The organism is Pseudokineococcus lusitanus (assembly GCF_003751265.1).
GTDB classification, from domain to species: domain Bacteria; phylum Actinomycetota; class Actinomycetes; order Actinomycetales; family Quadrisphaeraceae; genus Pseudokineococcus; species Pseudokineococcus lusitanus.
Window position 1 is genome coordinate 36,684 of sequence record NZ_RJKN01000013.1, and the last position, 13,240, is coordinate 49,923.

At 75.8% G+C, this 13,240-nt stretch carries 10 protein-coding genes; 7 read left to right on the top strand and 3 right to left on the bottom strand.

From position 1 onward, the window contains the following. Positions 1-129: 129 nt before the first annotated feature. Together EDC03_RS17075 and EDC03_RS17080 are read right to left on the bottom strand one after the other, a co-directional pair. Positions 130-1,467, bottom strand: a complete 1,338-nt coding sequence (locus EDC03_RS17075; protein ID WP_123381469.1) for an ABC transporter substrate-binding protein — start codon at positions 1,465-1,467, stop codon at positions 130-132. A gap of 186 nt (positions 1,468-1,653) precedes the next feature. Further along, positions 1,654-2,664, bottom strand: coding sequence for a LacI family DNA-binding transcriptional regulator (locus EDC03_RS17080; RefSeq protein WP_123381470.1), 1,011 nt, complete (start codon positions 2,662-2,664; stop codon positions 1,654-1,656). A gap of 191 nt (positions 2,665-2,855) precedes the next feature. Between EDC03_RS17080 and rhaI the strand changes: the two genes are divergently transcribed. From rhaI to EDC03_RS17100, 4 genes are all read left to right on the top strand, one after another. Further along, on the top strand, positions 2,856-4,034 hold the full coding sequence (gene rhaI, locus EDC03_RS17085) for an L-rhamnose isomerase (RefSeq protein ID WP_123381471.1): 1,179 nt from the start codon (positions 2,856-2,858) through the stop codon (positions 4,032-4,034). A 47-nt stretch (positions 4,035-4,081) separates the two neighbouring features. Beyond that, on the top strand, positions 4,082-6,145 hold the full coding sequence (locus EDC03_RS17090; RefSeq protein ID WP_123381484.1) for a bifunctional aldolase/short-chain dehydrogenase: 2,064 nt from the start codon (positions 4,082-4,084) through the stop codon (positions 6,143-6,145). Beyond that, entirely contained in the window at positions 6,142-7,620 is a 1,479-nt protein-coding gene (locus tag EDC03_RS17095; protein ID WP_123381472.1) for a rhamnulokinase, read from the top strand. The genes EDC03_RS17090 and EDC03_RS17095 overlap by 4 nt, the downstream gene beginning before the upstream one ends. A gap of 71 nt (positions 7,621-7,691) precedes the next feature. After that, entirely contained in the window at positions 7,692-9,080 is a 1,389-nt protein-coding gene (locus EDC03_RS17100) for an MFS transporter (protein WP_123381473.1), read from the top strand. A 9-nt stretch (positions 9,081-9,089) separates the two neighbouring features. Here the strand turns inward: EDC03_RS17100 and EDC03_RS17105 are convergent, their stop codons facing one another. Beyond that, positions 9,090-9,845: a FadR/GntR family transcriptional regulator gene (locus tag EDC03_RS17105; RefSeq protein ID WP_123381474.1), complete on the bottom strand. Its 756-nt coding sequence runs from the start codon at positions 9,843-9,845 to the stop codon at positions 9,090-9,092. 106 nt (positions 9,846-9,951) lie between these two features. Between EDC03_RS17105 and EDC03_RS17110 the strand changes: the two genes are divergently transcribed. Genes EDC03_RS17110 through EDC03_RS17120 form a run of 3 tightly spaced genes read left to right on the top strand, consistent with a single transcriptional unit; the run spans position 9,952 to position 12,910 of the window. Next, positions 9,952-10,773 carry a (Fe-S)-binding protein gene (locus EDC03_RS17110; protein ID WP_123381485.1) on the top strand — a complete coding sequence of 274 codons (822 nt, stop codon included), beginning with the start codon at positions 9,952-9,954 and terminating at the stop codon, positions 10,771-10,773. Next, the gene (locus EDC03_RS17115) at positions 10,770-12,272 is read left to right on the top strand and encodes a LutB/LldF family L-lactate oxidation iron-sulfur protein (protein ID WP_199720382.1); all 1,503 of its coding nucleotides are present in this window, start codon (positions 10,770-10,772) and stop codon (positions 12,270-12,272) included. Before EDC03_RS17110 ends, EDC03_RS17115 begins: the two co-directional genes overlap by 4 nt. Then, the gene (locus tag EDC03_RS17120) at positions 12,269-12,910 is read left to right on the top strand and encodes a LutC/YkgG family protein (protein WP_123381475.1); all 642 of its coding nucleotides are present in this window, start codon (positions 12,269-12,271) and stop codon (positions 12,908-12,910) included. Before EDC03_RS17115 ends, EDC03_RS17120 begins: the two co-directional genes overlap by 4 nt. The last annotated feature ends 330 nt before the right edge of the window (positions 12,911-13,240 follow it).

Below are 13,240 nucleotides of genomic sequence, written 5' to 3' on the forward strand. Positions count from 1 at the left end.
ACGACGGTGGCCACGGCGCTCCTCACGGTCGGCCCGGGGCCCGGCCGCCCCTCGTCGGGCGGTCGCGGGGAGGGCGGGTCGGTCAGGGGGTGCCGCGCCGCCCGGCGGACCGGGCGGCGCGGCAGGGGGTCAGCTCCAGCCCTCGAGGCCGAGCTGCTGGGCCTGCTTGCGGACGTCCTCGTCGTAGAGGGCGGCGCCGTCCTCGGCGGAGCGGATGCCGGAGCCGACCTCGACGGTGATCTGCTCGAGCGCCGGGCCCTTGATGGGGCTGAGGAACTCCAGCGCGGGGCTCACCGCGCCGCGGTCGTAGTAGGCGACGAGGTCCTGCACGGACTGGGCGACGTCGTCGGGCAGCGTGCAGTCGGTGACCGCGTACGGGCCGGTGGGCGGGAAGGCCTCGGACTGGGCGTCGCAGCCGGCGGGGCTGGCCGCGAAGGCGAGCAGCTCCTGGACCGCCTCGAGCTGGGGGCCCTCGGTCGTCGTCGGCACGTAGAGGCCGTTGGCGGACCAGACGGTGATGGCGTTGGTGGCCGCGTCGTCGCCCGGGATGGCGAAGACGCCGATGTCGGCCAGCTGGGCCTCGTCCTCGATCTCGAGCGCCGCGCTCGTCAGCATGGGGAAGTGGGCCGCCTCGCCGGACGCCAGCCGCTGCAGGCCCTCGGCGTAGGCGGTGGAGGCGAAGTCCTCGTTGAGGTAGCCCGCGTCGTGCACCTCCTGGAGGTGCTGGAAGCCGGCCAGGGCCGCCGGGGTCGTCGCGAACTTCGCCTCGTTGGCCGTGTACTGCTCCGCGAAGTCGGGGTCGGCCGCGGCGACGTTGGCGAAGTCGCCGAGGACGAGGAGCTGGGACGTCCACGTGTCGGTGTAGGTCTGCAGGACGGGCGTCACGTCGCCCGCGTCGAGGACGGCCTGGTTGTTCGCCATGAAGTCGTCCCAGGTCTCCGGGACCTCGAGGCCCAGCTCCTCGTAGACCGCGCGGTTGTAGAGGATCGCGCCGGCGAACGAGGTGCCGAGGGGGGCGCCGTAGACGCTGTCTCCCGAGGAGACGACCTCGGCGAAGGTCGGGTCGAGGCTCTCGACCCAGGCCTGGTCGTCGAGCGGCTGGAGGTTGCGGGCCGGGTCGAGGGCCTGCAGCAGGGAGCCGGAGTTGTAGAGGAACAGGTCGTTCATGTCCCCGGTGGCCAGCCGGGTCTTGATGATGTTGTCGCCCTCGGCGCCGCCGGGGCGCTGCTCGACGGTGACGGTGACGTCGGGGTTCTCGGCCATGAAGGCCTCGGCGACGCCCTCGGCCAGCGCGACGTTGCCGGCGGCGTTGTCGACGAGCCAGGAGATCTCGACGCCGTCGCCGTCCCCGCCGCCGCTGCTGGAGCCGAGGCTCCCGGCGCTGCAGGCGGTCAGGGCGACGGCGGTCGTGGCGGCGAGGGCGACGCACCAGGCGCGGCGTCGCGGGAGGGAGCGGGGGAGGGGCATCAGGACCTCTTCGTCGAGACGGCGCCGGCGGCGGCGGTGGCCCTTGAATCGATTCAAGGAGTGGCGCGACGGTAGGCGGCGGCGCGACGCCCGTCAAGGCACCGATCGGTCACGACCCCGTCGCGGGCGTGGCGGCACCCGGATGGTGCTGCGGGGCAGGCGGTCCCCGGTGTCGGTGCGGCGCGGTCAGGCCTCGGGAGGTCGCGCGCTCGAGGCGCGCTCGACGAGCTCGGGGGCGTAGACGACCTGGGCGGGGTGGCTGCTGCCGCCCGGGCGCAGCGCGTCGACGAGGAGCTGGACGGCCGTGCGCCCCAGCTGCTGGCGCGGCTGGCGCACGGAGGTCAGCGGGACGGTCGTCGTCGCGGCGAAGGAGATGTCGTCGTAGCCCACGACGGAGAGGTCGTGCGGCACCCGCAGGCCCCGCCGCAGGCACTCGTTGAGGACGCCGATGGCGATGAGGTCGTTGGCGCAGAAGAGCGCCGTCGGGCGCTCGGCCGCCGGCAGCCCCACCACCTGCGCGGCCGCCTGCGAGCCGGCCCGCACCGACAGGGCGACGGTCTCGACGACGTCCACGCGGGCGTCCGGTCCGACGGCGCCGCGGAAGCCGTGCAGGCGCTCGGCGACCTGGCGGAGCCCGGGCGGCCCCCCGACGTAGGCGAGGCGACGGTGTCCGAGGCGCCGCAGGTGCTCGCCGGCGAGACGGCCGCCGTGGACGTCGTCGACCGAGACGGCGCGTTGGCCGGGCTCCTGCGCCCCGCGGTCGAGGAGCACGACGCTGGTGCCCCGGCGGCGCACGTCGAGCAGCGCGGGCGTGGCCTCGTCGCCGACCGGGCTCAGCAGGACGCCCATGACCCGCTGCTCCTCCAGCCGCAGCAGGTGGCGGCTCTCGCGGTCGGTGGACCCGGCGCTGTTGCAGACCACGACGAGCGCGTCGTGCTCCTCGGCCGCCTCCTCGGCGCCCGCGACGACGTCGGCGAAGAAGGGGTTGGCCACGTCGAGCACGACGACGGCGATGGTGCGGCTGGAGCCGGCCCTCAGCTGGCGCGCCGACTCGTTGCGCACGAAGCCGAGCTCGTCGATGGCCTGCTCGACCCGGGCGCGGAGCGGCGGGCTCACGCCCTCGGGGCGGTTGAGCACGTTGCTCACCGTGCCCACGGAGACGCCCGCGGCACGGGCGACGTCCTTCACGCTGGCCACGGCACCTCCCACCCGGGGCGGGCCCGGGGCCGTCCCGGGGGCGGACGCCCGGGGCGACGCTAGTGCCGCGGCGCCGGCCGTCCGCACGTGCGCCGGGTGTTGACCCGCCCGGTCGGGAGCGCCTACGTTCCGTGGAACGTTTCACCGCGTCCGACGACGGGCGCGCCTCCTCCTGACCCCTGGAGCGCCCTGTGAGCACCCCCGACGAGCGGCGGACCGCGGCGCTGCAGGCCCTGGCGCAGCAGACGATCGAGCTGCCGAGCTGGGCCTTCGGCAACGCCGGCACGCGCTTCAAGGTCTTCACCACGCAGGGGGTCCCGCGGGACCCCTTCGAGAAGGTCAGCGACGCGGCGCAGGTCCACCGGGTCACCGGGGCGGCGCCGCGGGTGTCGCTGCACGTCCCGTGGGACCTCGTCGACGACTTCGGCAAGCTCGCCGCCCACGCCGCGGACGAGGGCGTGACGCTGGGGACGATCAACTCGAACCTGTTCCAGGAGGACGAGTACAAGCTCGGCAGCCTGACGAATGCCGACCCCGCGGTCCGGCGCCGCGCGGTGGGCCACCACCTGCGCTGCCTCGACGTCATGCGCGAGGTCGGCTCGACGGACCTCAAGATCTGGCTGCCGGACGGCACCAACTACCCGGGCCAAGATGACCTCCGCGGTCGGCAGGACCGGCTCGCGGAGTCGCTGCAGGAGATCTACGCCGCGCTGGACCCCGACATGCGGATCGTCCTCGAGTACAAGTTCTTCGAGCCCTACTTCTACGCGATGGACATCCCCGACTGGGGCACGTCGCTCGTGCACTGCCTCGCGCTCGGCGAGCGGGCGATGGTCGTCCTCGACACGGGCCACCACGCGCCGGGCACGAACATCGAGTTCATCGTGGCGCAGCTGCTGCGCGTCGGGCGCCTCGGCGCCTTCGACTTCAACTCCCGGTTCTACGCCGACGACGACCTCATGGTCGGTGCGGCGGACCCGTTCCAGCTCTTCCGGATCATGCACGAGATCGTCCGCGGCGACGCCCTGCGCCCCGACTCGGGGGTCAACTTCATGCTCGACCAGTGCCACAACGTCGAGGAGAAGATCCCCGGCCAGATCCGCTCGGTGATGAACGTCCAGGAGGCGACGGCGAAGGCGCTGCTCGTCGACCGGGACGCCCTCGCCGAGGCGCAGCTCGCCGGCGACGTCCTCGCGGCCAACGGGGTCCTCATGGACGCCTACTCGACCGACGTCCGGCCGCTGCTCGCCGAGTCCCGCGAGTCCCGGGGGCTGCCGGCCGACCCCTACCGGGCCTTCATGGCCTCCGGCTACCTCGAGCAGGTCCGCGCCGAGCGCGTCGGCGGCACCCAGGCCGGGTGGGGCGCGTGAGCGCCCCCCGACCCACGACGACCACCACCGACCCCGGGGAGCAGCCCGTGCCCTCGAACGACCCCACGCCCGTCGCCGACCTCGTCGCCCGCTCGAACGCCCTGGGCGCCGACCCGACGACGACGAACTACGGCGGCGGCAACACGTCCGCCAAGGGGACGGCCGTCGACCCGGCCACCGGCGGCGACGTCGAGCTCCTCTGGGTCAAGGGCTCCGGCGGCGACCTCGGCACGCTCACGGCCGACGGCCTCGCCGTCCTGCGCCTCGACCGGCTCCGCGCCCTGACCGGCGTGTACCCCGGCGTCGAGCGCGAGGACGAGATGGTCGCCGCCTTCGACTACTGCCTCCACGGGCGCGGCGGCGCGGCGCCGTCGATCGACACGGCCATGCACGGCCTCGTCGACGCCCCGCACGTCGACCACCTCCACCCGGACTCCGGCATCGCGCTGGCGACGGCGGCCGACGGCGAGGCCCTCGTCCGCGAGGTCTTCGGCGACCGCGTGGTCTGGGTCCCGTGGCGCCGTCCCGGCTTCCAGCTGGGGCTCGACATCGCCGAGGTCGCCCGGGACAACCCGCAGGCCGTCGGCTGCGTCCTCGGCGGGCACGGCATCACGGCGTGGGGCGCCACGAGCGACGAGTGCCGCGAGCGGTCGCTCGAGATCGTCCGGACCGCGGCGTCCTTCCTCGCCGAGCGCGAGGCCGCCTCGGGCCGGCACCCCTTCGGCGCGGAGCTCGACGGCTTCGGGCCGCTGCCGGACGCCGAGCGGCGGGAGCGCGCGGCGGCCCTGCTGCCGGTGCTGCGCGGCCTGGCCTCCACCGACGCCCCGCAGGTCGGGCACCTCGACGACGCCCCCGCCGTCCTCGACTTCCTCGCCCGCGCCGAGCACCCGCGGCTCGCGGCGCTCGGGACCTCGTGCCCGGACCACTTCCTGCGCACGAAGGTCCGCCCGCTCGTCCTCGACCTGCCGCCGACGGCGCCGCTCGAGGATGCCGTGGCGCGGCTGCGCGAGCTCCACGCCGCCTACCGCGAGGACTACACCGCGTACTACGAGCGGCACGCCGACGCGCAGAGCCCGGCCATGCGGGGCGCCGACCCCGCCGTCGTGCTCCTGCCCGGCGTCGGGATGGTCACCTTCGGCGCCGACAAGCAGACCGCCCGGGTCGCCGCGGAGTACTACCGGAACGCGATCGCCGTCATGCGCGGCGCCGAGGCCGTCAGCACCTACGCGCCCATCGACGAGGCGGAGAAGTTCCGCATCGAGTACTGGGCGCTCGAGGAGGCCAAGCTCGCGCGCAAGCCGCGGCCGAAGGCGCTCGCCACCCGCGTCGCGCTCGTGACGGGCGCCGCCTCCGGCATCGGGAAGGCGATCGCCACGCGCCTCGCGGCCGAGGGGGCGTGCGTCGTCGTCGCCGACCTCGACCTCGAGACAGCGCAGCGGGCCGCCGCCGAGATCGCCGGCGGCAAGGGGGCCGACGTGGCCGTCGGCGTCGCGGCCGACGTCTCGGACCCCGCCGCCGTCGCGGCGGCCGTCCAGGAGGCCGTGCTGGCGTTCGGCGGGCTGGACCTCGTCGTCAACAACGCGGGGCTGTCCATCTCGAAGCCGCTGCTGGAGACCACGGAGCGGGACTGGGACCTCCAGCACGACGTCATGGCCAAGGGCAGCTTCCTCGTGGCCCAGGCCGCGGCGCGGGTGCTCGTCGCGCAGGGGATGGGGGGCGACGTGGTCTACATCTCCAGCAAGAACGGCGTCTTCGCGGGGCCCAACAACATCGCCTACTCGGCGGTCAAGGCCGACCAGGCACACCAGGTCCGGCTGCTCGCCGCCGAGCTCGGCGAGCACGGCATCCGGGTCAACGGGGTCAACCCCGACGGCGTCGTGCGCGGCTCGGGGATCTTCGCCGGCGGGTGGGGCGCCCAGCGCGCCAAGACCTACGGCATCCCGGAGGAGGAGCTGGGCGCCTTTTACGCGCAGCGCACCCTGCTCAAGCGGGAGGTGCTGCCGGAGCACGTCGCCGACGCGGTCTTCGTCCTCGTGGGCCCGGAGATGTCGCGCACCACCGGCCTCCACGTGCCGGTCGACTCCGGCGTCGCCGCCGCCTTCCTCCGATGACGCGGCCCGCCCCGGGCGGTGGCCCGGGGACGCACGCGGCCGTCGACCTGGGGGCCTCCAGCGGCCGCGTGATGCTGGGGCGCGCCGGGCCGGACCTGCTCGAGCTCGAGGAGGTCGCGCGCTTCCGCAACGGTGCGGTGGAGGTGGCCGCCGGGCCCGACGGCACGGCCGCGCGCCTGCACTGGGACGTCCTCGGGCTGTGGCGCGACGCCGTCGCCGGGCTGGCCGACGCCGCGCACCGGGCCGGGCCGGACGGCGTCCGCAGCGTCGGGGTCGACACGTGGGCGGTGGACTACGCCCTCCTCGACGCGGACGGCGGGCTGCTGGGCACGCCCCGCTCCTACCGCGACGCCCGAACCGACGGGGTGGCCCGGCTCGTCCACGAGCGTCTCGACGCCCCGGCGCTGTACGCCCGGAACGGGCTGCAGCACCTGCCCTTCACGACGATCTACCAGCTCGTCGCCGAGGGCCGCGGCCCGCTGCTCGACGTGGCCGCCCGCCTCCTGCTCCTGCCCGACCTGCTCGGGTACTGGCTCTCCGGGCACCAGGTGGCGGAGTCGACCAACGCGTCGACGACGGGCCTGGCCGACGTCCGGACCGGTCGCTGGGCCCCCGACCTCGTCGCGCTCGCCGGCGTGGCGCCGTCCCTCCTGCCGGACGTCGTCGACGCCGGCACCGTGCTCGGCCCCCTGCTCCCGGCGGTCGCCGACCGCACCCGCCTGGCGGGCACCGAGCTCGTCGCCGTCGGCAGCCACGACACCGCGTCCGCCGTCGTCGGGGTGCCGGCGGAGGACGAGCGCTTCGCCTACGTCGCCTGCGGCACGTGGGGTCTCGTCGGTGTCGAGCTCGAGGAGCCCGTGCTGACGCCCGAGAGCCTCGCGGCCGGCTTCACCAACGAGCGCGGCGTCGACGGCCGGGTCCGCTACCTCCACAACGTCATGGGCCTCTGGGTCCTCCAGTGCTGCCTCGACGAGTGGCGCGGCGAGGGGGAGGCCGACCTCGGCCGCCTCCTCGCGGCGGCCGAGGAGCTGCCCCCGGGCGGGCCCGTCGTCGACGTCGACGACCCCGCCTTCCTCCCGCCCGGGCCGATGGTGGGTCGGGTCCGCCGGGCCTGCGAGGCGGCCGGGCAGCCGGTCCCCGTCGAGCGGGCCGCCGTCGTGCGCTGCGTCCTCGACAGCCTGGCCGCCGCCTTCGCCCGCGCCGTCGAGGACGCCGTGCGCCTGTCCGGCCGCGACGTCGACGTGGTCCACCTCGTCGGCGGCGGGGCGCGCAACGAGCTCCTGTGCCGGCTCACCGCCGACGCCTGCGGGCGGCCGGTGCTGGCCGGCCCCGTCGAGGCCACGGCGCTGGGCAACGTCCTCGTGCAGGCCCGGGCCACGGGCGCGCTGACCGGCGCGCTCGAGGACCTCCGCGCGCTGGTCCGACGCACCCACGCGCTGCGCCGGTACGAGCCCGCGGCGAGCCGTCGCCGCTGACCCGCCCGTCCCCGGGACGACGCCGTCCCCCGCCCCGGCCGCCGGGGCGACCGTCACGTCAGGAGGCACCGATGAGCCGCACCGACGACCACCACGGCACGGCCGGCCCCACGGCCGGCACCACCGACGTCCGACCCCTCTTCGAGGGCGACCGGCCCGACCGCCGCCACTGGACGCTCGCCGTGGCGGCGGGCATGGCGTCCTACCTCGACTCGGGGATCATCGTGTCGCTGGGCGTCGGGCTGGCGCTCATCGGCGAGGAGTACGGCATCGGGGCGTGGGGCCTCGGGGCCCTGTCGGCGGCCCTGACTTTCAGCATCGGCGTCGGCGCCCTCGTGGGAGGGCGCGTCGCCGACCTCGTCGGCCGCCAGCGCGCCTTCACCGCCTACATCCTCGTGTACGCGGTCGGCATGACGGCGATGGCCGTCTCGCCGTCGGCGGGCGTCCTCTTCGCGGGCGTCGTCGTCGCCGGCCTCGCCGCGGGCGCGGACCTGCCGACGTCGGTGGCGGTCGTCTCCGAGCGCTCGCCGGCGCGGGCGCAGGGCCGCCTCGTCAGCGTCACGCAGGTCATGTGGGTCGTCGGCATCGCCGTCACGCAGGTCCTCGGCTTCGCGGTGGCCGGGCTGGGCCTGCTGGGCATCCGCCTCATCTTCGCGGAGCTGGCCGTGCTGGCCGTCGTGACCTTCCTCGTGCGGCGCTTCTCGCCGTCCGTCCGCTCCCTCGAGGAGGACGCCCGGGAGGCCCGCAGCCACCAGCCCGGCGCGGGCGCGGGCGGTGCGGGCGGTGGGGCCGGTGCCCGCGAGCGGGGCGGTCTGCCCCTGCGGACCATCCTCACGACCCGGGCGATGGTCGTCCCGCTGCTCCTGACGACGGGCTTCTACGTCGCGTGGAACCTCGTCGCCAACACCTTCGGCCAGTTCCAGGTCTACTTCCTGCGCGAGGCGGCCGGGGCGAGCCAGGCGGTGGCGACGGGGGTGGGCGCGGCCGTCATCCCGCTCGGGATCATCACCTCGCTCGTCCTCGTGCGGCTCGTCGACACCCGCTGGCGCACGACCGTGCTCGTCGTCGGCATGGTCATCCAGGCGGTGGCGATGACGATGCTCGGTCTGGGCGCCGGCGTCCTCGCCGTCTACGTCGCGGCGATCGCGCTGTACCAGCTGGGCAGCAACTCGGCGGGCGAGGCGCTGTACAAGGTCTGGACGCAGGAGAGCCAGCCCGTCGAGGCGCGCTCGACCGTGCAGGGCGCCACCTACGCCGTGGGGCGCTTCGCGGTCGGGCTCTTCGCCCTCGTGACGCCGACCCTCATCGAGACGGCCCGCACCCCGCTGCTGTTCTTCCTCGTCCTGTGCGTGCTCGTGGCGCTCGGGTTCGGGCTCGTGCTGGTGCGCCACATGCGGGCGCGGGGGCTGCACCCGGGGTCGGAGCCGCCCGCCGTCGAGGACGTGGCTGCCGCGCGATGAGGTCGTGCCTCAGGCCCGTCGGTCGAGGGACGTCTCGGCGTAGAAGCCCGTGATGTGCGCGCGGACGGCATCGGCGGCGGCGTCGGCGTCGCCCGCGCGGACGAGCGCGACGACGGCGTGGTGCTCGGCGCGCAGCCGCCGGGCCGTCGTCGGCCAGCTGGGCAGCGTGGCGACGGCCGCCATGACGTAGGCGTTGACGGCCTGGCGCAGCGACGCCATGACCGCCTCGACGACGGCGTTGCCGGCCGCGGTGGCCAGCGCGACGTGGTACTCGGCGTCGAGGGCGTGGAAGCGGGCGGCGTCGTCGGGCGCCTCCTCCACCGCCCGGTCCATGGCCGCGAGGAGGCGGTCGGCCTCGGCCAGGTCGGGAGCCGCTGCGGCCGAGCCGCTCCCGCCGTCGGCGGGGGAGGCCGCCGCCGCGCACCGCCGGGCGGCCTCCGCGACCGCCCAGGTCTCGAGCAGGACCCGGGTGGCGACGACGTCGCGCACGGGGAGCCGCGACGTCGCCGCGTGCAGCCGGAGGGCGAGGCCCATGGACGCCGCCGGGTCGCCGACGACGACGGCCCCGGCGTCCGGTCCTGAGCCGACGGCCGTGCGCACGACGCCCATGGCCTCCAGCACGCGGACGGCCTCGCGGACCGACCCGCGGCTGACGCCGAGCTGCTCGGCGAGGGCGCGCTCCGCCGGCAGCCGGCCGCCGAGGGCCACGCGGCCGGCGACGAGCTCGGCCTCGAGGTGGGCGAGGACCTGCTCGTGGGCGCGCACGTCCCGAGGGTAGGACGCAGGTCACCGCCTGTGGTCCGACCACATGGCCTACCCTCGTCCCGACGCGGCCGGACCCTGCCCGGCCGCCGGCGACGAGGAGGTCGGGGTGCGCATCGCCGTCATGACCACGTGCCTGGGGGACGCCGTCGTCCCGCAGGCCGTGCGGGCGACCGTCGAGCTGCTGGAGCGGCTCGGCCACGACGTCGTCCTCCCGCCGGGCCAGACCTGCTGCGGGCAGATGCACGTCAACACCGGGTACCTCCGCGAGGCGGTACCCGTGGTGCGGCACAGCGTGGACGTCTTCGGCCCGGTCGCCGACGGCGACTGGGACGCCGTCGTCGCGCCGTCGGGCAGCTGCACCGGGTGCGTGCGCCACCAGCACGCGATGGTCGCCCGCCGGGCGGGGGACGAGCGGCTGGCGTCGCGCGCCGAGGCGGTGGCCGCGCGCACGTACGAGCTGTCCGAGCTGCTCGTCGACGTCCTCGGCGTCACCGACGTCGGCGCGTACTACCCGCACCGGGTGACGTACCACCCGACATGCCACTCGCTGCGGATGCTGCGGGTCGGCGACAAGCCGCTCCAGCTGCTGCGGGCCGTGCGCGGCATCGAGCTCGTCGAGCTCCCCGACGCGGAGGTCTGCTGCGGCTTCGGCGGCACGTTCGCCCTCAAGAACGCCGACACCTCGACGGCGATGCTCGCGGACAAGATGTCGGCGGTCCTCGCCACCGGCGCCGAGGTCTGCTCGGCGAGCGACTCCTCGTGCCTGCTCCACATCGGCGGGGGGCTCGGGCGGCTGCGCACCGGCGTCCGCACCGTCCACCTCGCGGAGATCCTCGCGAGCACCGACGGCTCGGGCGCCGCGGTGGCCGCGCCGAGCCGGGCCCAGAGCGGGCCCGCGCCCGACGTCGAGCAGGAGGCCCCGCTGTGAGCACGACCGACCTGCCGACGCCGGTGCTCCGCGGCGCCGCTCCCGCGCACGCGCCCGCCGGGACGGGCCACCTGCGCGGCACGCGGTCCTTCCCCGCCGAGGCCCGGGACGCGCTGCAGGACACCCAGCTCCGCCGCAACCTCGGCAAGGCGACGGGCGTCATCCGCGCCAAGCGGCAGGCCGTCGTCGACGAGGTGCCGGACTGGGAGGAGCTGCGGCTCGCCGGCTCGGCCATCAAGGCCGACGTCATGGCCCGCCTGCCGGAGCTGCTCGAGCAGCTGGAGGCGAACGTCGTCGCGCGCGGCGGCACGGTGCACTGGGCGCGGGACGCCGAGGAGGCCAACGCGACCGTCCTGCGGCTCGTGCGCGAGGCGGGCGCCGACGAGGTCGTCAAGGTCAAGTCGATGGCCACGCAGGAGACGGGGCTCAACGAGGCGCTCGAGGCGGGCGGCGTCGCCGCGCTGGAGACCGACCTCGCCGAGCTCATCGTCCAGCTCGGCCACGACCGGCCCAGCCACATCCTCGTGCCGGCGATCCACCGCAACCGGGCCGAGATCCGCGAGATCTTCCTCCGCGAGATGCCGGACGTGGACCCGGACCTCACCGACGAGCCGCGCCGCCTCGCCATGGCCGCGCGGGCGCACCTGCGGCGGAAGTTCCTCTCGGCGAAGGTGGCCGTCAGCGGGGCGAACTTCGCCGTCGCCGACTCGGGCACCCTGTCGGTCGTCGAGTCCGAGGGCAACGGCCGGATGTGCCTGACGCTGCCGGAGACGCTCATCACCGTCATGGGCGTCGAGAAGGTCGTGCCCACGTGGTTCGACCTCGAGGTCTTCCTCCAGCTGCTGCCGCGCAGCTCGACGGGCGAGCGGATGAACCCGTACACGTCGACGTGGACGGGCGTGACGCCCGGCGACGGGCCGCAGGCCTTCCACCTGGTGCTCATGGACAACGGGCGCAGCGGCGTCCTCGCCGACCCGGACGGCCGGGCGGCGCTGCACTGCATCCGGTGCTCGGCCTGCCTCAACGTCTGCCCGGTCTACGAGCGGGCCGGCGGCCACGCCTACGGCTCGGTGTACCCGGGGCCGATCGGCGCCGTCCTGTCGCCGCTGCTCACGGGCATCAGCGGGGAGGACGACCCCAACGCGTCGCTGCCGTACGCGTCGTCGCTGTGCGGGGCGTGCTTCGACGCGTGCCCCGTGCGCATCGACATCCCCAATCTGCTCGTGCAGCAGCGGGCGGCGTCGGTCGAGAGCCACCGCCGCCCGACCGGGCAGGACGTCGCGATGCGCGCCGCCCGGGTCGCCATGACGTCGCCCGGCCGGTTCACGGCCGCGGAGAAGGCCATGTCGCTGGGCCGGGTGCTCGGCGGGCGCAGCGGGCGGATCACCGCGCTGCCGTGGCCGGCGTCGCGGTGGACGGCGAGCCGCGACGTCCCGGCACCGCCGAAGGAGACCGCGCGCGAGTGGTTCGCCCGCACGCGGCCCGGGCAGGAGCGGTGAGCGCCCGCGAGGAGGTGCTGGCGCGCCTGCGCACCGCGCGCGACGCCGGCGCGCCGCGGACGCCGCTCGGCGACGTGCCGCGCGACTACCGCCGCCGCGGCGAGCACGACCCGGGCAGCGAGGGGGCGCTCGTCCAGCTCGTGGAGCGGGTGGAGGACTACCGCGCCACGGTGACGCGCGTCGCCGGTCCCGACGACGTCGCCACGGTCGTCGCCCGGCTCCTCGAGGACGCGTCCTCGGTGGTGGTGCCGTCCGGCATGGACCGGGCCTGGCTCGCGGCGGCCGGGGTGCGGGTGCTCGTCGACGGCGAGCCGGACGTGCTCGACGTCGCGGCGCTCGACGCCGTGGACGCCGTCGTCACCGGCGCGGCGGTGGCCGTGGCCGAGACGGGCACGCTCGTCCTCGACGCCGCCGCCCCCGACCAGGGCCGGCGGGCGCTGACCCTCGTGCCGGACCACCACGTCTGCGTCGTCCGGGCGGCCGACGTCGTCGGCACCGTGCCGGAGGCGCTGGCGCGGCTCGACCCGGTGCACCCGCTGACGTTCGTCTCGGGTCCCAGCGCGACGAGCGACATCGAGCTCGACCGGGTCGAGGGCGTCCACGGGCCGCGGCGGCTGGACGTGGTGCTCGTCGGCTGAGGCGCTCGGTGGTCGCCGTCGCGGCTGCGGTCACGGTCGTCGGCGCGGTGGCGCGGTAGTGCCCCGGGCGACCCGAGCACTGGGCGGGCCGACGCCCCGGCGACCGGGCGGGGTGATGCCCCGGCGCCTGGGCGGCCCGACGAGCTCGTCGGTCAGAAGGGCGGCGGGTCGTCCACGACCGGCGGGGTCGGCGGTGACGGCTGCGGTACTTCGCGGTGGTGCAGCGGCGTCGTCCCGGCGCTGATGAGCAAGAGCGCGCCGGGCCAGGCCATGTCGGCGGTGGGGTAGGAGCAGTCGAGCGGCTGGCCGTGGTCGCCCCAGCCGGCGGGC